Genomic DNA, 22,660 nt, shown 5'->3' with positions numbered 1-22,660 from the left:
TTAACGACTGATTTATTGTGGCGCAAGTAGAAATTACACTTGAATCAACCGTTTGCTCTTATTCGCATCAATACGTTGAATTTTTAGACGTGAAACGTAAATAAAGTTGAGTTACATCACACTTAGAGATACGCCCTACTTTGCGCTATTCGTCGTCCACATCGAATACAACGTTATAGTTTTCGGTATAAGTACAGTTAGGTTGGCGGCTACATGTAAAGAAGCGTCGACCTTTATAGTCACCCTGGCTTGCTAACTTGATGATCATCGGGCTGCCACACTTCTTACAGAATCGAACCTCTTTTGCAGGCTCGATCAGATCGATATGTGTCGCGAGCAGTCTCTTCAAACGACTTACTTGGTAACTGTGTTTTACTGACGCGCCAATGAGCGGCAAGCCCGCAGATTTACACACATGAATAAGCAGTTTTTCTCGGTCAACTTTGCCTTTGTTTAACTCTTTGCCGTTATCTAGCTCGATGATCACTCGAGGTTCTAATGTTCTTGGGTCGCAGACCACAAAATCAAAATAGCTACGCGATATCTTGTTATTGGCAATAAACCAGTTCTTCTTGGTGTTTGTCTTGGCTGGTGCGAGTACATTCGCCATATTCACTTTAGCAAACACAACACCATGATTACCTACGGCCGAGGTCAAAGCATTGTAAAAAGTGGCTTGCTGCATATTGAGCAACGCCCCTTTCTTTTGATAAGCATGGTCTTTAGTGTCGTCATGTTTGAATACGTACTTCTGGATGAAGTAAAAGAAGACAACAAGCACCACTACAACGATAAAAATATTAGTCATTTCTGAACACGGTCACGTAAATAGGGAGATAAAAAGAGTTTGTAGCGTAAGTAGAAAACGACCAAGTGGCAAGAAAAAGAGAATCAGTTGTTAACGCTAATCACGCCCTTTGAACAATACCAATTCACTAAGTGCTTGATTGTGAGTTTTGAGATATAGACGTAGCTCTCCAATTTGAACATTCTTCGATGATTCAACCACCAAATTGATTTAGATCAAATTACGCCAATTTGTAATCAATTAGCCTGAAAAACGTTAGCCAAATGTTAATAAGGAAATTGATATGGAACTCAAACAAGACCCAAGATGTTATACCGACGTATGTGTAGATGGTAAGTGGTTCCACTATGACCACTGTGGAACCCAAGCTTATATGTTAAAAGGCGGATCTTCTGCGGTGATTGAACTCGCGAAAGAGCCAGCAACAGAAGGTGAACTGGTTGAGTTGCTGCAAGGTATTGCTAAGTAATTCAACTCAACAAGTACGCAAAGACTAAGAGACATCGCAAATTAACCCCTTATTTTACTCAAACTTTGATAATTGCGATTCCAAAACACATAGAAGCCATTCTTATCTCCCCCATGATCAGAATGGCTTTTTTCTAGCTGCTGCGTAGTATTTCATTTTGTAAAACGCAACGAGTTATACTGAAATATAAACGTATGAGAGTGCTAAATATAAAATAGAGCACCACTCTTAAAATATAAAACTAAGATTTAATAGAATTCCAGCATCGATATATGGAATGGCAAACCATATAAGCGTATAGTTTTTTCTTCACTTTCTAACAAAGACTTTCCTACTCATGGCTAAGCGCAGTAAAGTCGACACCAGTCGCACTATCCAACTCATCCTCGATAACGCCAACCAACAGTTATTGACTGTCGGCTATGAAAACATGTCATACACGACTCTCAGCCTCGCAACTGAGTTATCGAGAACGGGGATAAGCCATCACTTCCCAAAGAAAACGGACTTTCTAACCGCTTTAGAGGGGCGTTTTTTAAAACATTTGATTGATCGTTTGATCATAAATGAAGGGAGCAGCCAGTTAGAACAATCGTGGCGAAAAGCACTTCTGAATAGTGAATTCCGAGCAATTCTTAAACTAGTTTTTCATCACTCTGTAATTCGCTCTGAGCACTGTTTTTTCTCTCAGCGATTGATGACCAATCTCAGTAACGTTGTCGCCCTTCATCTTGGGGAGAGTGCGCACAGGCAAGTAGAACATCTATTGGGTGTTAGCCTAGTCCACATAGCTAATCAGAACACCACGGTTAACACAGAAGGCACATCAGACAACGTCTAATACAAAACAAGTTGGCTCTCTTCTATTGAGCTAACATCGCATTCTAGAAGCTAGCTGTCTTTTTTATTCTGATTAGTTAGCTCTTATTCGCACTATTCGTTATTCCTTAAAAGACACGACTTGGTTTCGACCCGATTCTTTCGCTTCATAAAGCGCATCATCTGCGGCTTTCAAGTGCTTTTTATAGGTATCACTATTGAGTTGCTCAAGAGTGATATTAATCGAAGCCCCTATAGAGGTAGTAATACTTAGTGGTTTAGAGGACGTATCCACCGGCATTTGAGCTATCGCTGTACGAATAATTTCTAGCTGCTGCTCAGGATCTAGCGCGCCCGACAGCAGTAAAACAAATTCTTCTCCGCCCCAACGAGCAACAACATCATTGGGGAACAAATGTTGTTGAATACGCTTTGCCACCTCAACCAATACTTGGTCACCAACATCGTGCCCATAGGTATCATTAACTTGCTTAAAGTAATCCAAGTCGAGAATAGCTAGGCTAATGCCAAACGATGTATCGTTGAAAGGCATAGGTTCGGCCAGCAATTGCTCCAAGTAGCGTCTATTGTATAACCCTGTTAACTCACATGTCGTCGATTGAGCCAACAACGCCTTGTTTGCCCTCTGTATAGACCGCAGCCTAACCATCAATAACGCAGCGCTAATACCGATCATAATGATCAATGCCACTACAATACGGTTTCTGAGTTGCTGCTTTTCTAGCACTAACTTATTGAGGTCTTTTTCTGTATTGAGTAGCTCATTTTCTTGCTCAAGGGTAGCTTTTGCGAAGTCTTGCTCTAATAGGAAAATATCGCTCTGGCGCTTGTCGAAAAGCAACGCTTTATTACCATGGTAATATTGTTTGAAGTAATATAGAGCGGTTTCTAAATCACCTTGAGATTCGTAGTATTCACCGAGTGTTCTTAAGCCCAGTACTTTCCAACTCCGGCTACCAACGACTTCAAACATTGCAAACGCCCGCTCAAGATCATTGAGTAGAAGGTCACCTTGATTCAGCCTCATTTTCGCCAATGCACGGTTCAGATAACACTGACCATTTTGAAGTGTGTACTTTTCAATGCCCGTCGAATGAAGGCACTTATTCGTTATTGCTAATGCAGTATTGAAGTTCCCTTCTGAAAGTAACACATCACTATAAGCTCTGAGCAAGAGGATTTTATAGCGATTACTGACTCTTTCACTATTGAGCGCTTCTGCTTTCTCATAAGCAATACGCCCTTTTACGACATCCCCACTACTAAGGTGACTGAATGACTCATTGATATAGAGTATTCCAATCGCTTCATCTTCAAGTAAGCCACTGTCAAAATAGAGCTTTTTAGCCTTCTCGATAATACGTAAAGCCTTCGGCCAATCTTCCAAGTAAATGTAGAGTAAGGCCATATTCGACATCAGTTTGCTGTTATATATATGCTTTGGATACTGCTTACCTAGTTGTAGGCCTTTATGGAAAAAGTACTGTGCATCCTGTAGGTCGTTGCGCACATTGTTAATAGCACCAGCCGTGTTATAAGCTTTAACCAGCAGCTCATCGTAACGAATCGATTCTGCTATCCCTATCGCTGATCGAATCTGGATTTCAGCGGCGGCGAGCTCCCCTTCTTTCAGATATTCAATCGCAGATTCAACCAATGATTGTGATTTCAACCACTGCATTCCTTCCTGATCTGCCAGCGTTCTGATTTGATCTAGGTATGTCATGACAGCTTTAGCATCTTGTTGATGTTGCGCGACATTGGACAAGATCATGAGTCGGTAGGCTTGATAAATGGCTAAGTCTTCAGCAGCGCTTAACCTTGGCAGCTTGTTAAGCTCTTTTGAGGCAAAAAGAGGATCACTGCGTGACAACTCGAGGAGATGAATCAGCTTTTTCCCATATTCTGTTTGGGAAAGCTCTTTCTCAGGGGTGTAGACAGAGGTGTCATGGACTTGAGGCTTGCTCAAATCAACCTCGTTTAAAGGATACAAAAGATAAAGACCAAGCACGGCACTCATTGTAACAACGAGCAGAAACGATCCTAAAACGTTGTTTTTATTCATATATCAATGCCGTCATAGATTTCATGCTTATCTTAAGGCTCACTTATTGAAATTGGTTATGCAGTATACCCGAGCAATATACAGATTAAAATGTTGTCGATTGGTCGAACTGAGTCGTGTTTTTCTCATTAATTGGAATAATCAGGCGACTTTCTTGATTTAACTCAGACAATCATCCTACAAAAAGGCGTTATAGTGATTTTCCTGTTCCTATAGCCGTGACTTCTAAGGAAAGAGCGGAACCATAATGAGAATTAACAATGACCCAAATTAATGAACAACGTCTTGTCGACCATTTCTGCGATCTTGTGAAAATCGATAGTGAATCACGCAACGAAAAAGCTATCGCTGAAGCGCTGGCTGAGCAGCTAGGCGAACTAGGCTTTGACGTACATAAACTGGCTGTTCCAGAAGAAGTATCAAACGGTTTCAACATCTACGCGCGCTTAGATGGCACACTTCCAGGTAGCACAGTATTCAGCTGCCACATGGACACAGTAACGCCAGGTATCGGCATTGAGCCAATCATCGAAGACGGCATCATCCGCTCAAAAGGCAACACAATCCTAGGCGGTGACGATAAATCTGGTATTGCGGCTATCATGGAAGCGGTTCGCGTAATCCAAGCTGAAGGCCAAGCGCACAAAACTATCGAAATCGCATTCACCGTATTCGAAGAAGGTGGTCTATTCGGTTCTTTGAACTTCGATATGTCTTACATCCAATCTGAGCACGCAATTGTACTAGATACAGGCGGCCCGATCGGCACTATCGTAAATGCAGCACCTGGCCAACAGAAAATTGTTGCGAAGATCAAAGGTCGCCCTGCTCACGCTGGTTTAGCACCAGAAGAAGGCATCAGCGCGATTCAAGTGGCAGCAGACGCTATCACTAAGATGAACCTACTTCGTATTGATGAAGAAACAACAGCAAACGTGGGTATTGTTGAAGGCGGTCAAGCGACTAACATCGTAATGCCAGAGCTTAAAGTGGTTGCTGAAGCGCGCTCTCTCAACGGCGAAAAGCTAACTGCACAAGTTGAACACATGATCTCTACATTCGAAGAAAGCGCTAAGCAATTCGGCGCTGAAGTAGAAATCGAATCAACTCGTGCTTACGATGCATTCGTTATTGCAGACGATCACCCGCATATTCTTTCAATCAAATCGGCATTCGAGAAGCTTGGCGTAACTGCAAACACTAAACGCACTGGCGGCGGTAGTGATGCAAACAACTTCAATGCGAAAGGTCTAACAACCGTTAACCTATCGACTGGTATGGCAAAAGTTCACACCACAGAAGAGTACATCGCGGTTAAAGACATGGTCGCGATCACTGAGTTTGTTGTGGCTTACGTAACACAATAATCTTATTTATGAGCTAGATGGTGAACATCATCTAGCTGATATGAGAAAGCCGAGTCTAGTATGGACTCGGCTTTTTTGTATCTGAACTTAGCTGGAAGTTCGAGTCTAGAAACCTCTACGCTTCCAAAACTGCCCTTCATCTTTTGCTACTAGGTCAAACGTCTTGTCTGCAATGATGTTGCCTTTTAACTCGACTGTCATACGCCATTTACCGAGCTTGTTTGAGACAGGTGCCCAGATGGTATCGCCTAGGTAGAAATCCCAGTCGTTATTGCCGACGTACTCTTCGCCATCGAACGGTTCAAGTACTTCACCTTTGTCGGTGGTAATGTTCGGGTGGTAGATGCAGTAACGGATCTTTTCGCCTTTGGCTTTTTTGATATTCAAGATATAGCCAAACTCAACGTCAATTTCAGCATCAACCGTTGTGGTAAATTCTTGGATTTTTGGAAGGTCTTTAGATTTAGAATCCCATGTGGAGTAGATACCATACGAAGTCATGTCGACCACAACAGAGCGCTTTGCCATTTGAATCGTTACCTTGGAGTTGTTCTATTAATTTAATCTATGTGCCATTAAGTCATGCATGTACGAGACTATTCTTGCCAATCTTTCGCCATTCGTTTAATCACTGAAGGTTCAATGTCGTGAATAGTGCCATATTGCTCTCGGCACACTTCAATAACCAAATCCGCTTTGTATTTGAGTGCAAGTTGGCGGTAGGCTTTCATTTCCCACTGTTTGATGAAGGTATTTGAGACCACAACATCAAGACCTTGCTGCAAACCATTTTCAGCCGTGTTCTGACACCACTCATGAGCCTGCTGCAACTGCCTAGGATCGAAACGGTACTCACCTTGTTCATTCACATAATACATGTCCGCCTCGACATGCAATGCATCGTAGGTTTTCGCTTTTGTGGACTTACCCGAACCGGGCAACCCTCGAATGAGTATTAACTTCATCAATCACTTTACAGGCTAATTTGAAAACATGAGTTTATCTTAAATACTAACAGGTTGCTCTGATAACTGCTCCGAACCTTCTCACTACAACGACTCCCCTAGCATTACCTAAATCGACAAACAACGTGATGATATGCCTTAAAAATCGATGTGTTACTTCTGATAAAAAACACAAATAATTTACAACTATCCATTTTGTATATCGACAAGCGTATTAAACTACTATAGATTTAGATGTATAGACGTCTACATATCTAGCTTAGGGAGAAAGCTTTGCCTATTCGCATTCCAGACCAATTGCCAGCGTCCGATGTTCTTCGTGAAGAAAACATCTTTGTGATGCCGCTATCAAGAGCATCGACACAGGAAATTCGTCCACTTCGAGTCTTGATCCTCAACCTAATGCCGAAGAAGATTGAAACCGAAACTCAATTCTTACGCCTACTATCGAACAGCCCATTGCAAGTGGATGTTGAGCTGTTACGCATTGATGATCGACCAAGTAAAAACACACCAACTGAACACCTAGATAACTTTTACCGCCAATTTGAGATGGTAAAAAACCGTAATTTTGATGGACTGATCATCACCGGCGCACCATTAGGTTTGGTTCAATTTGAAGATGTTATCTACTGGGATCATCTGAAAACCATCATGGAGTGGGCTAACAAGCACGTAACCTCCACACTCTATGTGTGCTGGGCTGCTCAAGCGGGCTTAAAGTTGTTGTATGATTTGCCAAAGCGCACTCGCAAAGAGAAGCTGTCTGGTGTTTACAACCACGAGATTCATAACCCTTACCACCCTATTTTGCGTGGCTTTGATGATACCTTCTTGGCGCCACACTCTCGCTATGCGGATTTCTCACCAGAGTATCTAGCAGAGCACACCGACCTTGATGTACTTGCGACTTCAGACGTGGCGGGTGTGTATCTGGCGGCAACCAAAGACAAGCGAAACGTGTTTGTAACAGGTCACCCTGAATACGATGCTCATACGCTTCACAACGAATACATTCGTGATTTGGGTGAAGGCATGGAGCCTGTGATTCCAATTAATTACTATCCAAACAACAATCCAGACAACAAACCTGTTGCGAGCTGGCGAAGCCATGGACACTTGCTGTTCTCAAATTGGCTAAACTACTGCGTTTACCAACAAACGCCTTACGATTTGGATCACTTCAGCGAAGAGAACTTCACTAAAGACGATTAATAACCGAGTTTTAATCCGTCTCTTAAAGCTGCGCTCAGTAAGCTATTGATTAGTAGAACTATAACAATAGTCTATCGGATGCAGCTTTTTTATGGTGAGTGGGTCGCATTCCACCATTGATTTACCACCTTATGTTAGCCAATTTCATATGATTGTCTGGTGTTCATAAGGAGCTTCACATGCCTGCCAAGTCATTGTTTTCATATTCCCGATTATCAACAAGCGTTGCACTGCTCGCCTCTCTATCTGTGGTTGGCTGTGTTTCGGTTACCGAAGGTCCGCCCAAAATAGAAAGTGACCCAATCGCAATGTCTGAATCTCGTATTGAATTAGGCTTAGGCTACATGGGGCAAGGTAACATGGTAAGAGCGCGCGAGAACTTAGAACTTGCCATCCAACACGCACCCAGCTATTACCGCGCCCGCCTCTCTATGGCACATTATTATGAAAAAGTCGGTGAAGTAGACGAAGCAAGATCCACTTACCGAAAGGCGCTGAGTTTAGATTCCAGAAACGGAAATGTATTGAATAACTACGGTACGTTTTTGTGTAAACAAGGCGAATACGAACAAGCCGATAAATACTTCAACAGAGCCATCGACCAGCCCTACTACTACTTGGTGTCTGCAAGTTATGAAAATGCCGCGTTTTGCGCATTTAAGGCTGGCAATACCGACCAAGCGAAGTACTACTTCAGCAGAGCGATTGACCACGATCCAAACCGCGTAAAATCGATACTACAGTTATCAAAAATTGAAGTGAGTGACGCCAATTACAATGACGCTCGACTCCGTTTATTCAAATTCCACCAGCGTTATGGCTATCAAATTCCATCGCTTAAAATCTTGGTCGATCTCGAAAACAAAGCAGGTAACAGAGCTCTAGAACAGAAATATCAGAGTAAGTTAGATGAGTTACTTTCTGCTTAGCGTATATGCAAAACACAAAAAACGGGCTTGTTGCATTAACAACAAGCCCGTTCGTAATTTCAGCTTAATATCTTAACTAAGTGTAGCGGCTATTTGAGCGCAATCCACTCTTGTCTTTGCTCGTCGTCCATAAAGGTCCATGCGATAAAGCGACTTACCTTCTGGCCTTGCGACATCTCCACGACTTTTACTTGTTTAGCTCGTAGCTTACCAAGCTCTGAACGAACCATATCAACGTTATCTTTCTTAGAAATCAATGTCGTAAACCACAAGACTTGAGTAGCAAAAAGTTGACTCTCTCTTGCCATCTTCATAATGAAAGCGGCTTCGCCACCCGGGCACCAAAGCTCGGCTTTTTGACCACCAAAGTTTAAGGTTGGTTTATCTTGCTTAGTTGATCTATCTAACTTAACTGGCTTCTTGTTCGTTTCTGGCTTGAATGACTGACCTGCTTTCTTAGCACGGTTTGCCGCTAGATTATCCAGTTTACGTTGTGACCCCTTTTCCGCTTCTTCAAGAGAGCTATGGAATGGAGGGTTACAAATAGTGACATCGTAACGTTCATTATCTTTAATCACACCCTTAAAGATAGATTCAGAGTCCGCTTGTAGGCGAGCCCGGATCTTACCTTTTAGATTAGGGTTACTTTCCGCAATGAAGTTCGCTGTTTTGATAGAGACTGAGTCGACATCAGTTCCCGTGCAGCGCCACTTATACTCTGTCGCACCAATGATTGGGTAAATACAGTTTGCACCAACACCAATATCTAACGCTTTCACAGACGCGTGGTTATAAGGTTCGCCTTGGCCATCGCTATTAAGGATGTCAGCTACTCTGTGAATGTAGTCTGCACGACCAGGAATTGGCGGGCACAAGTAACCTGCAGGAATATCCCAATGTTTAACACCATAGTGATGCGCCAACAAAGCTTTGTTGAGTAGCTTAACGGCTAATGGATCAGAGAAATTAATGGTGTCTTCACCCACTGGGTTCTTGATCAGATGCTCTTTTAGCTCGGGCAAGGCTGCAACCAACAACTCAAAGTCATAACGACCAGTGTGCTGGTTTCTTGGGTGTAACCCACCTTTAGGTTTTTCAGCCGAACGTCTTTTCTGGGCTGCGTTCTTGTTAAAAGCCGTTTGATTGAAAGAACCCTTATTCGATGATCCTTTATTTGAACCCGGTTTGCCTTTGCTATCTTTTGCAAAAGGTCGCTTTGCTTTGTTATTGTCCGCACCTTTCGGTGCACTATTCTTGCGGCTTTTATCAGATGTGTTCTTTGTAGAAATACGCTTGTCGCTACCTTCTTTATTTTTATTGTCTTTTGTTTTTACTGATGAAGTGCTGTTTTTCGACAGACTTAGCGTCGTTCTATTTTGTGATTGGCTCATTGGGCTACTTCTTTAAATCTAAATACATCATGAATAAACGGGCATCCAACTCAAGTTGATGATATTCCGGCTCCATGTGACAGCATAGTTGGTAAAAGGCTTTGTCGTGCTCTTTCTCTTTGATATGCGCCAGTTCGTGTACCACCAGCATTCTCAGCAAAGGTTCTGGTGCATTTTTAAAAACACTGGCGATACGAATCTCATTCTTTGATTTGATCTTTCCACCATGATTCTTGGCAACGTAAGAATGCAGACCCAACGCATTGTTGATTAGGTGTATCTTACCGTCGTAAATCACTTTGCTGATCGGTGGTGTTTTTTTCATGTAGCGATTTTTAATCTCAATCGCATAATCAAACAGGGCCTTCTCGCTTTTTATTTCATGATTATTTGGATAACGAGCTTCAAACCAAGGCACCAATTTACCCGACTCTACAAGTTGAGTTACAGGGTCGATAATGTGCTTAGGATAGCCTTGAATATAGCGTAAAGAAGGATGCATTATGAAAGACCGTACAAGTTACACCACGACAATACGTTGTGGTCTTGAAAAATGAGCCGCATAGTGTAACTGATCACACTTTTCTAATCACCTAGGATTCGTTACACTTTAGCGAGATTCACCAAGAGAATGAAAAAATGAAACGTGTTGTATTGTACGTCGCAGACAAATGCCCACACTGTAAAGATGCCCAACGCTATTTGGACTCTAAGAAAATTGTTTACCGCCTAACGAATGCAAAAATGCAACGTGGCCGTAAAGAGTTACAGGCAATGGGTGCTCGCTCTATCCCTGTACTGAAAATCGGCGACCAAGTGATGGTCGGATGGAATCAGAAGAACTTCGATAAGATGTATAACTCTAAGAACACCTAACATGTTCTGAATCAGTCATACTTCTATACGACAAAGCCCGCAGGTCCCAATATGGACCTGCGGGCTTTGTTTTATATCGATCGAACGATCCCTTTGTCGACACTTGCCTTTAGCCTTTAACTTTTAGAAAACCGCTACATGTAGCGCACCTGTATTTCTGTTTTATACCAAGGACTTTGTCGACTGTGGTTCTGCGGACTCTAATGAGCCTTCGTTCTTTGCACTTACACTTCATGGAGCTAGAGTTACCAAATTGATTAACTTCAAGACAGTGAGTATCTCTTGCCCCCTGCTCGTTAACCATATTGTAGAGCACACGTTTTTCACAGAATAATATAATCGCCTTACTTACTTCCCAAGCAAGTTAACGTTTCAAATTATGGACAACTAGCCTTTAATTTTAAACACGGTGTTGCACTTACTGCACTTATATCGGCCTTTAATTCCCAACACTCTATCGAAAAACGTTCGACGAACTCGTATTAACATTTGTTCCTTGCATGCGCACTTCATAGTCCCTCACTACCTACTCAAAAAGTACTAGTATCATTTAACAGGCATGCATACCAAATAAATTAGAAACCGTTAATATCGGCGCAACTAACAGTGAGCCACGTCTCAAATCGCAATGAAAAAATGTGACACTAATCCCAAATATTTGGCGGGTTAATATGTGACTAGTTACACATATTGTTTGACGAAGTCGATAAAGGTTCTGTCTGCTTTCGACAGATAACCTTCCTTTCTCCAAGCTAGAGAGAGATTAAGTTTCACAGGGTCTTTGAATGGCACTCCGACCACGTCTTCTTCGTACTCTGTGACTAGGCTTAGCAGTGCTGTAATCGCGAATTCCCGTTTCACGATAGATAAAATCATCGGTAGCAAGTTAGTCTCGAATGCGATGGTCATATCTAGATTGTATTTCTTACAGGTCGCATCAATAAAGTCTCGGTGAAAGTAACCCGACTTGAACATGATCAGCTCTTGAGCGAAAAACTCTTCAAAGGTAATGGATGGTTTCGATGCTAATGGGTGCTCTTTGCCTACAACGGCTAACATCTCAGAGCTTAGTAGATGGTCGGTTTCGAGATCGTCAGGCACATTTTCATGATTGATCACCCCAATATCGAGTTCACCGTTTAATAGCATCTCGCGTATCGAAGCTGTACCCGCATCAATCAGTGTTAACTTTAAATTCGGGTATTGGCTTTTAAAGGCCATCACCACTTGCGGGAAAAAGTAACTCCCCATCATGCTTGGCGCCCCTAGCCGCACTTCTCCTTTCTCCAACCCTTTTAATTCGTTCATCGCAAGTTGTGCATCATCAAACTGTTGGGCTATTCGCTTGGCATGCTCAAACAACACCTTTCCTTCTTCAGTTAAGGTGACGGATTTATCTCCGCGACGAAACAGAATTAACTCCAACGTTTGCTCCAATTTCTTGATGGAGATACTCAATGCAGGCTGTGCAATATGCAGCGCTTTAGCCGCCTGCGTAAAGTTGCCAAATTGGGCTACGGCTAGAAAATGTCGAAGGGGTTTTGATTCAAGCATGATGATATATTAAATATATAGAGGTGATATTTTTAATATATTTCTTTAATCACCATTGTACTGATAACTTGTTCACAAATAGCTTAATTACTCGTACAGGCGCTACGTAAATGTTTGATAAAGGCAGTTCTCAATACAAACGAATCACCCAATCATTGGCCATTGGTTCGTTTATCATTTTCTGTAACCTCTACCTTTTTCAACCTATCTTGCCGCACATGGCAGAACACTTCCAAGTATCAGAAACCCAAATCAACTGGTTGTTTGCTGCTACAACACTCGGCCTTTCGATTAGCTTGGTACCTTGGGCAATTGCCTCTGAAACTTTTGGTCGTAAACCTATCATTCTGTTCAGCCTGTTCGCTATCCCATTGATAGGGTTAAGCATGGTGTTCACGACTACCTTGTTGCAACTCGTTATTGCCCGCGCATTTATGGGCATCGCTGTGGCGGCGTTTGCTGGAGTAGCGGTTGCTTATATGGTCGAAGAGTTAACACCCAAAGCCTTTGCCGTCGCGATTGGCGGTTATATCGCGGCAAACTCATTAGGCGGTATCTTTGGGCGTGTATTAGGTGGCTTAATCACAGACTATTTCGATTGGCATGCAACCGTGCTGTTTTTTGTTGTCGGTTCTTTACTTGGTGCTCTCTTCATCGCCTATCGTTTACCTGATCAACAGAACTTCAAGCCTCAAAAAGGGCTGTTCTTTCACCACAATCGTTCGGTAGTCATGCACTTAAAAAACCGTACTTTGTGGCTTGCTATGTTGATTGGCGGCGCTAACTTCGCCCTGTTTGTTAACCTGTACTCTGTAATGGGCTTTAGACTGGTATCCGAACCGCATTCCGTACCCGTTGGTTTGGCCTCACTGATATTCCTTTGCTACTTGGCTGGTACTGTCAGCTCTAAGCTATCCAACAAATGGACACTTCGCTTTGATCCTTTAAACGGAATCTTAATGGGCGTGTGTATCAGCTTAATCGGAATGTTGGTTTCTGCTGTTGATAAGGTTCCGTTCATGCTCGCAGGCTTATTACTGATTAGCGGTGGAGCCTTCTTCGCACACACCCTTGCTTACTCTTGGGTAAGTCAAAAAGCCCCGAGCGCTAAGGCTACAGCGACCGCGCTCTACTTAGTTCACTATTACATTGGCGGTAGTTTAGGTGGATTCTTGCTCTTGTACTGCTGGCAGCTGTTTGGCTGGAACGGCGTGATAGCGGGCGGTTCGATTTTCTATGTCGCCATATTTGCATGGGTCTATCAGTTGAAACAACTACAGGTATCTGCATCCAAACTCGCACAAGCATAGCTGCGACTGAGTTTGTAACTCAATTTTTGCTTTTGATTGACGTTCGTTCTGATATCCTACGCAAAATTTCATTTCGGAACCTGTTATGTCGAACACTCAAAACACAGATCTTCAAACCATCCACGACCAAGTAAAACAATGGTTAGACGATGTTGTTATTGGCCTAAACCTGTGTCCATTCGCAGCCAAGCCACAGCGTAATAAACAGATTAAGATCTTTGTGAGTGAAGCGAATACGGAAGAAGCGTTACTGGAAGACATCATGACGCATTTCGTAGAGTTAGATAACACGCCAGTAGCTGAATTAGAGACGACTTTGGTAGTTGTACCAAACATGCTGCAAGATTTCTTCGACTACAACATGTTCATTGATTGGGTTGAAGCGTTGATCAAACAGCAAGATTGGGAAGGCGTTTACCAAGTGGCGACGTTCCACCCTGACTATTGCTTTGGTGGTGCGGATCCAGAAGACGATGAAAACCTCACGAACCGCTCTCCATACCCTGTTTACCATTTGATTCGTGAAGCAAGCATGGAAAAGGTACTGAAGCACTACCCTAACCCTGAAGCGATCCCAGATACCAACATCGCGAGAGTTGAGTCTTTAACGCCTGAACAGCGTCGTAAGCTGTTCCCTTACCTATTTAGTTAAGCGATTCCGAGTCGGAAAATGCAACACGTTTTCCGTATTTACGAACTTGCACGTTCTTGATGATATGGACGAGATACAAACTGATCTCGTCCATTTTGTTTGGCGATATATAAACACTCGTCAGCCACTTTAATCAGAGAATCGAGTGCCGACATCCTTTCCCCTTTGCTATCACCCGTACTCAATTCAAAATGACACGCCCCAATTGATACCGTGACAGGTTTTCTATCGAGTGTAATTTTCTTCATATCTTCCAATAGCGATCTGAACTTATCTTCAACACCACTTGGGTTACTATTTGGGTACCAAAGAATGAATTCCTCACCGCCAAAACGTGCAACAAACTCGCCTTCTTGAGTGTTGTTATTCAGAACATTGGCCACTTTCTTCAACACAACGTCACCCATTTGGTGACCGTAAGTATCATTAACCTGTTTAAAGAAATCGATATCGACAACAGCCAAAGTGCCCTTTCCTAAAGCTCCTTTGAGCTGCTCGACTTCTGCATTGAGCGTTTTGAACAAACAACGTCTATTCGGTAGATGTGTGAGCGGGTCATATAAAGCTTGGTATTCTAGCTTCTCGTTCAGCTCTTGCAACTTGTGCTCTTGTTGCCTACGAACTAATTCCACCTCAATCCATGACGCCATCAACTTCATTACATCAATATCAAACTCTTTGAACTCGCGATAATACGGGTTACCACTCGAGAAATTTAGAGTGCCATAGAGTTCGTCGTCGACGAAAATGGGAATACCAATGTAAGATTCTAAGCCAAAGGATTGGTAAGCAGGATGTCTCGCGTAGATTTTGTGTTTACCGCAGTGTTCAATGCAGATAGGGCCACTCGATTTGCAAGTGATTTCGCAATAGGTCGAACGGTAGTCGAACATGTCACCGCATTTTAAGTCGACACCTTCTGGAGTCACGCAATGTTCTACTAGGTAAGTGTTGCCATCTACTTTCGACAGAATACCAATATCTAAATCGAAGCGTTCAAGCCCCATGATAAGCAGCTGAGCGATCTGAATATCGAAACCCTTTCGATAATCATTGGTGATTTGGTACAAGCGGCGTATAACAATTTCACTTTCACTAGCTTGGTGCATACTTGGGATCCCACTGCTGCCGAAGTTAGTGACAACATCAATATTTGGTATATTTAAAAGAGTAAAGTGTAAATAAACATAATAATCAATTAGTTTGTGTGCAAAATACCTCATTGATCCAATGAATAAAAGTCGACTTCCTCCACTTTGCGTTAGCACCCTATTCCCAGCTTTGATAAAATAATCCATTAACGAAACAGAATGGATAGGAAAATGAACCTTTCTCAACTAAACCAAGAAATCTACGATCACCTTTACCGCGACATTGAAGAGTTCCGCAGTACTTTTGATCTGCCTGTTGCTGCTCCTGAAACAATGGACGAAAAAGGCGATACGCTACATACCTCTCTAGCGATCGAAGAACTGACAGAACTTGCAGAAGCTGACTCTAAAATCGAGCAAGCGGACGCTATTGTAGACAGCGTTTATGTTTTGATGGGACGTTTGGTTCACCTTGGCCAAACTAAGGTAGAAGACAACCTAGCAATCAGCTACCTGATCGACCTACTGTTGAATGTTTCTAAAAACCGTTCAATCGACTTTCTGCCTTGCTGGGACGAAGTACACTCAAGCAACATGAGCAAAGTATGTCGTAACGAAACAGAATATGCTGAAACTGAAGCTTTCTACGCTGAGCAAAACATCAAACTGATGGCTGTTCAAAAGGGCGAATACATCATTGCTAAGTGTGCGGAAGATTTCGTATCTGAAGGCAAAACCGTTCGCCAAGGTAAGGTACTAAAATCTGTACATTACCGTCCTGCAAACCTTGAGCCTCTAACGGCTTAAGTAAGGTTACAGCTGAAGCGCTTCAAAGCATCAGTTGACTGAAACCGAAAACGCCACGTTCTTGTAACGTGGCGTTTTATTATCTATTAAAGAACTCTAGCTGTGTTAGCTATAGCCGTGTGTTAGAAACCGAGCGCTATACCAGTCGAGCCATATGATAAGCCGCCACATATTCGCCATTTCTAAAGGCAAACCCTGCTGACTCCCCTTCAATCACAAAACCAAACTTTTTATACAGACTGATCGCTCTTTCGTTATCGGTATATACCGTAAGCTCAAGTCGTTTGATGTTAATCCAGTTATCACACAAGTCGATTGCGGTCGCGAGTAGCTGACTGCCGACACCTTTGCCTAATACATCGTCTTTAACACCCATACCGAATGAAGCTACATGACGCCTTCTTGGGTTTACACACACTTCCATTCCCAAATTGCCAACAATCTCTCCATCAATTAACGCGACATAGGAGTACACGTTATCAGGGATATTGGAGATTCGTTTCTGCCAGCTTTCCAGTGATGGATTTGGGAGTTGCAGCGTACCGGTATAAGCATTAGTGCATTCGTAAACTTCTTTGATTCCCTTTGCATCTGACGGTTCAGACCGTCTCACTATAATACTCATCGCAACTCCTACTATTATTCTTCACTAATTGTGATGCACATCCTCAATGTGCACCTAAACACACTAACAAATAGTAAATATTTAACAATAGGTTAGACAGAAAATGTTCGACTTTTAACCCTTTCGAGCGAAAGCCACACTATTGATGAAATGATTAAGATCCCGTTCAACCAACAAGATCCTTTCATTCCTTGACTAGACGACTCCTTCATATTAAGTTAACACTATAAACTTAACGGTGTTAACTTAATTATCGAGTCTCATTGCCCTATGCCAATTACTAAAAGAAAAGGTCGCCCATCTCAGGTTTCAAAAGCCGACATTGTTAAGTGTGCATTGAACCTTGGTTTAACGAACCTATCGATGCATTCAATAGGCAAGCAATTGGGTGTTAGCGCAACCGCGCTCTATCGACATGTCAGTTCAAAGGAAGCACTAATCTCTTTGTGCTGCGACCATGTAATGGAGCGAGTTGCCTCTCCTAGCGATAAAGAGTGGGCTCAGTATTTATCGAGTTTCGCGGTTAACTTTAGGGAAGCATTATTATCGATTCCTGGCTCTGTTGAGTTTGTTCGAGCCAATCAACAATTCACGCCCGCAAGCAGCATAATCGCCAATGATGTACTCGGCATTTTCCGCGAAGCGCAGGTTGATGCCGAAGTTGGATTTATGGCCTTTGCCTCTGTCTTCACAAAAGTCACAGACATCGTTCAACATCAAGAACGCGCAGAGTTTCTCGAACACAGCGATGAGCCGCCGAGACTACCCAATATTAACAGCGAACAACTGCCTAACTTGGCGTGGCTATTCGAACAAACAAAGCCCGTGGATTATGGACAGTACTTTGAAGATGGAATCAAAATAACAATTGAAGGTTTGAAATGGTTTGTCGCAAAGCCTTCACAAAACCAAAGCAAGTAGAGGTAACTATGTCATTATTTGTAGACAATGCGATTGCCGGATGGATTCGAAATGCAGAAAAAACAGGTGAGCTAAAAAACAACGCTTACAACGGGAAGAAACTCGATCTCGATGAGTACTTCCAAACTCCTGCTGAACATAGAATGTCGATGAAAATATTAAAGGATGCGAACTGCCTACCACCCGCGGTTAGGTTAATGAAACAGATCGATGAAGTGAAAGAAGCACATTCAAATACGACCGATCCCGAAAAGAAAGAGTCGCTTAGAAAAGAGATAATGGCGCTTGAGCTGAAAAGAGACCTAATGCTAGAAAGCATGTGAGTTATATCTATAAATACACAAAGACCAGAGCATTACGCTCTGGTCTTCTGTTATAGCGATTAGTCACGCTCACATTGAACTTGGAGCACTTTAAGATCGGTAGCATTTAGCTTCTCGGCTAGTGCCGCGCCTTCTTCATTACATTGCTCAAGAGTCGTAAATTGGGTATTAATTTCCATTTCAGCCGTGCTGTCAGCGCCACCCATCATTAGGCTTAGAAGCAGTGTTAGTTCGTACATTAGTTAATCCTCTTTCGAGCTTTCAAAGCATCCATTCGAATTAGATAAAGTGATCAGATTAATTCCTAGCTCACTTGTTTCGTTTGAGATAATTCTAGTCATTCACTCGAATCGAGTCTTACCATTTTGTGCCAAGAGCTAACAAAGTAAGTACGCTTATTTTACTTTGCTTAGTTGATACTGAGTAAACGCCCTCGTTCGATATCTTGCTCAAGCACCTCTGGTGTCAAGTCGCCATGTCCATGGTGGTCATGATTATGGTGATGCCCATGATCGTGTCCGTGGGAATGACCTTGATGTTCATTTGCTCTTTGAGCCAACTTATCTGAGTCCAAATAGGTGTCAGTTAAATCAGCACAATAATCTTCAGTCCATAAACGTCGAGCCTCATCATCACTCATGATTTGCTCGGCTTTAGGGCCCAACTTGTCCATGTAGAACATCCCTAACTCCTCTCCTTCCACATTAGCGTGGTTGATAAGGTTCATGAAAGCAGGTTCTTGGTTTTCATCAGAGAGATAACCATTTTTGTAACATACGGTTAGACCAATAATGTCATCACCAAGTTGTTCTAGTGCAGGGTTGAAATGATTGTGACTGTGATTATGTTCAGCCGCGGCTACAAGCATTGGAGTAAGTAAAACACATGCGATAGCCAATAATTTAATAGTGTTATTCATGGATAGACCTTCTAAATTTGAGCGAACAATTTGATTAGTTGTTTGGCTTAACTTCTAGTGAGATGAGCGGATGGGAACATCAGGAATATTTCAGCCTGAGCCCCTCTTCATCTCACTACAAATAATCAATATGATTAGATAACGAGGCTCGATATAACGGGCGTTCTGAAGACAAGAATCACTTATCAACCACGATTCTTGCTGGCGCGATGGTGTAAGCCATCTGCTTCATCTCCCACTCCCCCTTGGCTTCCAATGCAAGCGCTAATGCTTGTGCCTCTTCGCATACCTTCGCTGGTTTTCCGTCAGCCCAGAATGAAGGACCCGAGGTGTATCCACACATAACAGAAAAAGCGTGTTGGCCATCCTTTATTGTGTATTCCGTCATAATGCCTCCACCTTCACCGTGCGTTATTTTTAGTGAGCCTTCATCGGCAACATGCATTGCATCGGAAGGGTTCGGTTTGACGTACGTTGTGTAGGTGCCGCCATCTGACATGTATTGGTTGTCGTACATGGTGTAGCCTTCTTTTTCTGAAGGTAAGGTCAGTTCGTAGTTAGGATCAATGTCCGCTAATCGTTCTGAGTTATTCGTCGCACCAGGTTGATAGTTGTGAGCATTTGACTGTCCGTTAGCGAAAACAGACCCTGCCACTAAAGAAAGGATAACGGCCGCTAAAATTGATTTTTTCATAATGAACTCCAGATATTCTAAGCAAAGATGTTGCTAGCAATGATTTTTATGATTGTGTAAGAGAATGAGCTGCTTCCTAAGTTTTTAGGATGTGAGGGCACATCAGCCCTCACTACAAATACCCTATGGGTTATCGGTTCCTGCTCCTTCACCAGGCTCAGTTGGACGACTTACGGACTTGCGCTCCAGGTTGTGGTGAGCACGCACTCTATCCATGTATTCTTGCTTGGTGTTCATACCTTGCTTCATTGCTTCTGGTACTTGTTCAGCTGGGATCACGATGTCACGGTCGACTGGCCACTCAGTTAATAGCTCTGGGTGGTAGCCTTCTGGGTAGTACAGTTTTGGATCCAGCTCTAAATCACGAATCTCTTGTTCTTGTATGTCTTCACGGCTGTTTTTCGGCAACGGGATTCTAAAGTCAGACCCATCTGCCAAATCAAATTGTGGCGCTCTAGCATTCGGGAAATCAGGTAAAATACCTTCACGAACCCACGCATTATCTTTAGTCATATTAACGACAATGCCATCTGGTGCACCGAAATGGTAAGGCCCTTGCCAATGGTGACGAACCTCAGCAACGGTTTCCTCATTAAGATATGGGTCGAATGTCATGTGCGTAGTCATGAACAAGCGCGGTTGTACTTCATTCGCCACATAACCCGCCGCGTACGCTGGCGTATGGTGAGTATCAACGGTGTAACGTGCTAAGAATGGCGGCACACCTTGAATAATCGAAGACACACCAAACGTTTCGGTTTGCAGTTCAGTAATGAACAAGTCTGCGCCTTTTGCGTATTTTAAATCCAACTCGGTTGGACGACCGTCTCCTGTCCAAACGAACGAAAGCACTCGGCCATCATCTTGAGTCCAATTCAAGCGGTAACCAGACGCACCATCTTTTGCGTGGCTACGTCGCCAGTGAATCACTTCCACATTGTCTTGGTCATAGATAACGCCTCCATCGTCGCGGAAATCAAACTCGTGTACCACTATGTCGTTGCCTGATGGGAACACATCAAATGCGTCGGTATGCCAGTTCAACATTTGCTGCATGCCTTCAATCATATGACGAGTGCCATATTCCGGAGTTGCACCACTCGGACCATAAACGTTAAGGGGCTTTTCCCAGCGACCATTCCAACCACCAAATTGATACAGGTAAGGTAGCGAGCCGTAATGGTCTACATGTAAGTGAGTAATGAAGATATGGTCGAGTTCATTCATCGCTACCCCCGCCGCTACGTAGTTCGCAATAGAGCCTTCACCTAAATCAAAGACAAAGTTAGAGCCGTTACCCAATTCTACGTATATCGAGGTGTTTGCTTGGCCCGGGCGAATCATTGGTGATGTCCCCATGAACGTAACACGCATTTCATCCGGTTGAACTTCTTCTGTGCGTGGGAACCAGTTTGCGCCCGACACCATGTGATCCCCATAGGGTGCAATACCCTCAAACATCAGGCCTTCTTTCCAACCTGAATTGGTTTCTTTGCGATAATCACCATTATTTACACCGCCCATTAATACAGAAAGCACTTCTTCTTCTGAAGAGTACAAGTTCCCCTTAGGTTGGGTGCTCAGATACTCTTCAAGAGTTTCACCCTCGTGATATTCAAATTTCTCGAGTTTTTGAATATCAGAGTTAGTCTGCTTGGTGTTGTATTGCATCATTGGATCAGCAGCAAAAGCGGTTGACGTGATGATCATTGCCGTAGAAATGATTGATAATTTTGCGAAAGTTCTCATAGTTTCACCTATCGGTCTGAGTATTTATTAAATGAATGAAGTTCCTTCCTCACTCCGATGCAAACAAGTTTATTAATAAACAGAACCTTGATATATAGTGTAAACTTTACTTAAAACCTCCATTTCATTTATGAGTCAGTAAAGGCTCCACAATGATTTGGATGAGTGACAATAAGAATAGAGGGAACTGAATTTGGACCTTAATCTACTGACGACATTTTTGGCCGTTTACAAACACAGCTCTATCACCGTGGCATCAGAGCAGCTCGATATTTCTCAACCCGCGGTAAGCGCAGCTATAAAGAGACTCGAAGGTGTTGTGGGGAAAACTTTATTTGTGAGAGAAGGACGAGGTATCGCGCCTACTGGTGCAGCAGTATCACTCGCTAATAAGATAGAAGATCCATTGAACATCATTGGAACGGTTGAGCAGCAAAAGAATGACCTTAAAGTCTATTGCACAGAGAGCTTGCTTCATTTCGTTAGCCAGGTTGAAGGCGTAAGCTTTACGGAAGCGCCACTCGAAGAGGAAGAACTGTTTGATGCGCTTACTGCACAAAAAGTGGATATCGTCATTGATGTACTTTCGAGTAAGAAACACTCATTGATTGAAGAAACCATCGTCGATGAGGAACCCGTGTGTCTGACTCGAATCAACCACCCTCGAATTGGTGAGACACTGAGTAAAGAAGAGTATTTCCAAGAGGAGCATATTGCGCTCAAGATCAAACGCGCCAACATGAACACGGTCGAATTTTTATCCGAGAGCGATATCGAGCCGCGAAAAGTCAGGATTGAAACTAGCTCAATTTCAAGCATGCTGATTTTGGCAAGCACGACGGATTATATCGCCGCTTCTACTCGCTCTTTTGCAGAAATGCTTGCACCAGCGCTTGGCTTACGCGTTCACCCTATCCCCATCAAATTAAGACCGATAACGTTTCGAATGCTCTATCACCGTCGCTACGCTAACGACGAACAACACATCAAAACCCGCGAAGCAATCAAATCGGCATTAATAAAACATAAATGAAACTGAGGTTTTAACTAAAGTTAACCCTATTAATATAAATTTGGTTTCATCACATAC

At 42.9% G+C, this 22,660-nt stretch carries 25 protein-coding genes; 12 read left to right on the top strand and 13 right to left on the bottom strand.

What is annotated here, in order from left to right:
* Positions 1-145: 145 nt before the first annotated feature.
* Positions 146-808 (bottom strand): DUF2726 domain-containing protein, encoded by a 663-nt coding sequence (locus tag L0992_07550; GenBank protein XGB68530.1) that lies wholly within the window; start codon positions 806-808, stop codon positions 146-148.
* A 283-nt stretch (positions 809-1,091) separates the two neighbouring features.
* Here L0992_07550 and L0992_07545 point away from each other — a divergent pair, with 283 nt between their 5' ends.
* Positions 1,092-1,277, top strand: coding sequence for a hypothetical protein (locus tag L0992_07545; GenBank protein XGB68529.1), 186 nt, complete (start codon positions 1,092-1,094; stop codon positions 1,275-1,277).
* Between the two features lie 337 nt (positions 1,278-1,614).
* Entirely contained in the window at positions 1,615-2,118 is a 504-nt protein-coding gene (locus L0992_07540; protein ID XGB68528.1) for a TetR/AcrR family transcriptional regulator, read from the top strand.
* A gap of 99 nt (positions 2,119-2,217) precedes the next feature.
* On the opposite strand, the gene L0992_07535 is transcribed toward L0992_07540, so the two are convergent.
* The gene (locus tag L0992_07535) at positions 2,218-4,182 is read right to left on the bottom strand and encodes a diguanylate cyclase (protein ID XGB68527.1); all 1,965 of its coding nucleotides are present in this window, start codon (positions 4,180-4,182) and stop codon (positions 2,218-2,220) included.
* A gap of 260 nt (positions 4,183-4,442) precedes the next feature.
* Between L0992_07535 and L0992_07530 the strand changes: the two genes are divergently transcribed.
* Positions 4,443-5,549 carry a M20/M25/M40 family metallo-hydrolase gene (locus L0992_07530; protein XGB68526.1) on the top strand — a complete coding sequence of 369 codons (1,107 nt, stop codon included), beginning with the start codon at positions 4,443-4,445 and terminating at the stop codon, positions 5,547-5,549.
* Positions 5,550-5,654: 105 nt separating this feature from the next.
* Here L0992_07530 and L0992_07525 read toward each other — a convergent pair whose 3' ends face one another.
* Positions 5,655-6,077: a DUF3859 domain-containing protein gene (locus L0992_07525; GenBank protein ID XGB68525.1), complete on the bottom strand. Its 423-nt coding sequence runs from the start codon at positions 6,075-6,077 to the stop codon at positions 5,655-5,657.
* A gap of 68 nt (positions 6,078-6,145) precedes the next feature.
* A complete protein-coding gene (locus L0992_07520) occupies positions 6,146-6,514 on the bottom strand; it encodes an ATP-binding protein (GenBank protein XGB68524.1) in 369 nt (122 codons plus the stop codon).
* 273 nt (positions 6,515-6,787) lie between these two features.
* Between L0992_07520 and metA the strand changes: the two genes are divergently transcribed.
* Positions 6,788-7,729, top strand: a complete 942-nt coding sequence (gene metA / locus L0992_07515) for a homoserine O-succinyltransferase (GenBank protein ID XGB68523.1) — start codon at positions 6,788-6,790, stop codon at positions 7,727-7,729.
* A gap of 179 nt (positions 7,730-7,908) precedes the next feature.
* Entirely contained in the window at positions 7,909-8,658 is a 750-nt protein-coding gene (gene pilW / locus L0992_07510; GenBank protein XGB68522.1) for a type IV pilus biogenesis/stability protein PilW, read from the top strand.
* An 89-nt stretch (positions 8,659-8,747) separates the two neighbouring features.
* On the opposite strand, the gene rlmF is transcribed toward pilW, so the two are convergent.
* Together rlmF and L0992_07500 are read right to left on the bottom strand one after the other, a co-directional pair.
* Complete coding sequence (gene rlmF / locus L0992_07505) at positions 8,748-10,049, bottom strand: 23S rRNA (adenine(1618)-N(6))-methyltransferase RlmF (protein ID XGB68521.1); 1,302 nt, start codon at positions 10,047-10,049, stop codon at positions 8,748-8,750.
* Between the two features lie 4 nt (positions 10,050-10,053).
* The gene (locus L0992_07500; protein XGB68520.1) at positions 10,054-10,551 is read right to left on the bottom strand and encodes a M48 family metallopeptidase; all 498 of its coding nucleotides are present in this window, start codon (positions 10,549-10,551) and stop codon (positions 10,054-10,056) included.
* Between the two features lie 137 nt (positions 10,552-10,688).
* On the opposite strand from L0992_07500, the gene L0992_07495 reads away from it, so the two are divergent.
* Entirely contained in the window at positions 10,689-10,925 is a 237-nt protein-coding gene (locus L0992_07495) for a glutaredoxin family protein (protein ID XGB68519.1), read from the top strand.
* A 681-nt stretch (positions 10,926-11,606) separates the two neighbouring features.
* Here L0992_07495 and L0992_07490 read toward each other — a convergent pair.
* A complete protein-coding gene (locus tag L0992_07490; protein ID XGB68518.1) occupies positions 11,607-12,479 on the bottom strand; it encodes a LysR substrate-binding domain-containing protein in 873 nt (290 codons plus the stop codon).
* A 110-nt stretch (positions 12,480-12,589) separates the two neighbouring features.
* Between L0992_07490 and L0992_07485 the strand changes: the two genes are divergently transcribed.
* Together L0992_07485 and L0992_07480 are read left to right on the top strand one after the other, a co-directional pair.
* The gene (locus L0992_07485; GenBank protein XGB68517.1) at positions 12,590-13,789 is read left to right on the top strand and encodes an MFS transporter; all 1,200 of its coding nucleotides are present in this window, start codon (positions 12,590-12,592) and stop codon (positions 13,787-13,789) included.
* Between the two features lie 85 nt (positions 13,790-13,874).
* Positions 13,875-14,441, top strand: coding sequence for a DUF1415 domain-containing protein (locus L0992_07480; GenBank protein ID XGB68516.1), 567 nt, complete (start codon positions 13,875-13,877; stop codon positions 14,439-14,441).
* 38 nt (positions 14,442-14,479) lie between these two features.
* On the opposite strand, the gene L0992_07475 is transcribed toward L0992_07480, so the two are convergent.
* Positions 14,480-15,550 carry a sensor domain-containing diguanylate cyclase gene (locus L0992_07475; GenBank protein ID XGB68515.1) on the bottom strand — a complete coding sequence of 357 codons (1,071 nt, stop codon included), beginning with the start codon at positions 15,548-15,550 and terminating at the stop codon, positions 14,480-14,482.
* Between the two features lie 213 nt (positions 15,551-15,763).
* Between L0992_07475 and L0992_07470 the strand changes: the two genes are divergently transcribed.
* The gene (locus L0992_07470; protein ID XGB68514.1) at positions 15,764-16,339 is read left to right on the top strand and encodes a nucleoside triphosphate pyrophosphohydrolase family protein; all 576 of its coding nucleotides are present in this window, start codon (positions 15,764-15,766) and stop codon (positions 16,337-16,339) included.
* A 136-nt stretch (positions 16,340-16,475) separates the two neighbouring features.
* Here L0992_07470 and L0992_07465 read toward each other — a convergent pair whose 3' ends face one another.
* Complete coding sequence (locus L0992_07465; protein XGB68513.1) at positions 16,476-16,964, bottom strand: GNAT family N-acetyltransferase; 489 nt, start codon at positions 16,962-16,964, stop codon at positions 16,476-16,478.
* Positions 16,965-17,234: 270 nt separating this feature from the next.
* On the opposite strand from L0992_07465, the gene L0992_07460 reads away from it, so the two are divergent.
* Positions 17,235-17,885, top strand: coding sequence for a TetR/AcrR family transcriptional regulator (locus L0992_07460; GenBank protein XGB68512.1), 651 nt, complete (start codon positions 17,235-17,237; stop codon positions 17,883-17,885).
* A gap of 8 nt (positions 17,886-17,893) precedes the next feature.
* Entirely contained in the window at positions 17,894-18,208 is a 315-nt protein-coding gene (locus L0992_07455) for a DUF1992 domain-containing protein (protein XGB68511.1), read from the top strand.
* 59 nt (positions 18,209-18,267) lie between these two features.
* On the opposite strand, the gene L0992_07450 is transcribed toward L0992_07455, so the two are convergent.
* The 4 genes from L0992_07450 to L0992_07435 all read right to left on the bottom strand — a co-directional run bounded on the left by L0992_07450 (position 18,268) and on the right by L0992_07435 (position 21,570).
* A complete protein-coding gene (locus L0992_07450) occupies positions 18,268-18,447 on the bottom strand; it encodes a hypothetical protein (GenBank protein XGB68510.1) in 180 nt (59 codons plus the stop codon).
* 170 nt (positions 18,448-18,617) lie between these two features.
* The gene (locus L0992_07445; GenBank protein ID XGB68509.1) at positions 18,618-19,127 is read right to left on the bottom strand and encodes a hypothetical protein; all 510 of its coding nucleotides are present in this window, start codon (positions 19,125-19,127) and stop codon (positions 18,618-18,620) included.
* Between the two features lie 178 nt (positions 19,128-19,305).
* Positions 19,306-19,821 carry a hypothetical protein gene (locus tag L0992_07440; protein ID XGB68508.1) on the bottom strand — a complete coding sequence of 172 codons (516 nt, stop codon included), beginning with the start codon at positions 19,819-19,821 and terminating at the stop codon, positions 19,306-19,308.
* 123 nt (positions 19,822-19,944) lie between these two features.
* Positions 19,945-21,570, bottom strand: coding sequence for an MBL fold metallo-hydrolase (locus tag L0992_07435; protein XGB68507.1), 1,626 nt, complete (start codon positions 21,568-21,570; stop codon positions 19,945-19,947).
* 193 nt (positions 21,571-21,763) lie between these two features.
* Here L0992_07435 and L0992_07430 point away from each other — a divergent pair, with 193 nt between their 5' ends.
* Positions 21,764-22,603 carry a LysR family transcriptional regulator gene (locus L0992_07430; protein XGB68506.1) on the top strand — a complete coding sequence of 280 codons (840 nt, stop codon included), beginning with the start codon at positions 21,764-21,766 and terminating at the stop codon, positions 22,601-22,603.
* The last annotated feature ends 57 nt before the right edge of the window (positions 22,604-22,660 follow it).

The sequence above is a fragment of the Vibrio pomeroyi genome, from assembly GCA_041879425.1.
Lineage (GTDB): Bacteria > Pseudomonadota > Gammaproteobacteria > Enterobacterales > Vibrionaceae > Vibrio > Vibrio pomeroyi_A.
This window is presented reverse-complemented; position numbering and strand designations above follow the sequence as displayed.

Coding starts and splice junctions, on each gene's coding strand:
- L0992_07465 (XGB68513.1), bottom strand. CDS start 16,964: ATGAGTATTATAGTGAGACGGTCTGAACCGTCAGATGCAAAGGGAATC.
- L0992_07540 (XGB68528.1), top strand. CDS start 1,615: ATGGCTAAGCGCAGTAAAGTCGACACCAGTCGCACTATCCAACTCATC.
- L0992_07545 (XGB68529.1), top strand. CDS start 1,092: ATGGAACTCAAACAAGACCCAAGATGTTATACCGACGTATGTGTAGAT.
- L0992_07435 (XGB68507.1), bottom strand. CDS start 21,570: ATGAGAACTTTCGCAAAATTATCAATCATTTCTACGGCAATGATCATC.
- L0992_07495 (XGB68519.1), top strand. CDS start 10,689: ATGAAACGTGTTGTATTGTACGTCGCAGACAAATGCCCACACTGTAAA.
- L0992_07520 (XGB68524.1), bottom strand. CDS start 6,514: ATGAAGTTAATACTCATTCGAGGGTTGCCCGGTTCGGGTAAGTCCACA.
- L0992_07440 (XGB68508.1), bottom strand. CDS start 19,821: ATGAAAAAATCAATTTTAGCGGCCGTTATCCTTTCTTTAGTGGCAGGG.
- L0992_07450 (XGB68510.1), bottom strand. CDS start 18,447: ATGTACGAACTAACACTGCTTCTAAGCCTAATGATGGGTGGCGCTGAC.
- L0992_07550 (XGB68530.1), bottom strand. CDS start 808: ATGACTAATATTTTTATCGTTGTAGTGGTGCTTGTTGTCTTCTTTTAC.
- L0992_07460 (XGB68512.1), top strand. CDS start 17,235: ATGCCAATTACTAAAAGAAAAGGTCGCCCATCTCAGGTTTCAAAAGCC.
- L0992_07475 (XGB68515.1), bottom strand. CDS start 15,550: ATGCACCAAGCTAGTGAAAGTGAAATTGTTATACGCCGCTTGTACCAA.
- pilW (XGB68522.1), top strand. CDS start 7,909: ATGCCTGCCAAGTCATTGTTTTCATATTCCCGATTATCAACAAGCGTT.
- L0992_07480 (XGB68516.1), top strand. CDS start 13,875: ATGTCGAACACTCAAAACACAGATCTTCAAACCATCCACGACCAAGTA.
- L0992_07490 (XGB68518.1), bottom strand. CDS start 12,479: ATGCTTGAATCAAAACCCCTTCGACATTTTCTAGCCGTAGCCCAATTT.
- L0992_07525 (XGB68525.1), bottom strand. CDS start 6,077: ATGGCAAAGCGCTCTGTTGTGGTCGACATGACTTCGTATGGTATCTAC.
- L0992_07455 (XGB68511.1), top strand. CDS start 17,894: ATGTCATTATTTGTAGACAATGCGATTGCCGGATGGATTCGAAATGCA.
- L0992_07535 (XGB68527.1), bottom strand. CDS start 4,182: ATGAATAAAAACAACGTTTTAGGATCGTTTCTGCTCGTTGTTACAATG.
- L0992_07485 (XGB68517.1), top strand. CDS start 12,590: ATGTTTGATAAAGGCAGTTCTCAATACAAACGAATCACCCAATCATTG.
- L0992_07530 (XGB68526.1), top strand. CDS start 4,443: ATGACCCAAATTAATGAACAACGTCTTGTCGACCATTTCTGCGATCTT.
- L0992_07470 (XGB68514.1), top strand. CDS start 15,764: ATGAACCTTTCTCAACTAAACCAAGAAATCTACGATCACCTTTACCGC.
- L0992_07445 (XGB68509.1), bottom strand. CDS start 19,127: ATGAATAACACTATTAAATTATTGGCTATCGCATGTGTTTTACTTACT.
- rlmF (XGB68521.1), bottom strand. CDS start 10,049: ATGAGCCAATCACAAAATAGAACGACGCTAAGTCTGTCGAAAAACAGC.
- L0992_07500 (XGB68520.1), bottom strand. CDS start 10,551: ATGCATCCTTCTTTACGCTATATTCAAGGCTATCCTAAGCACATTATC.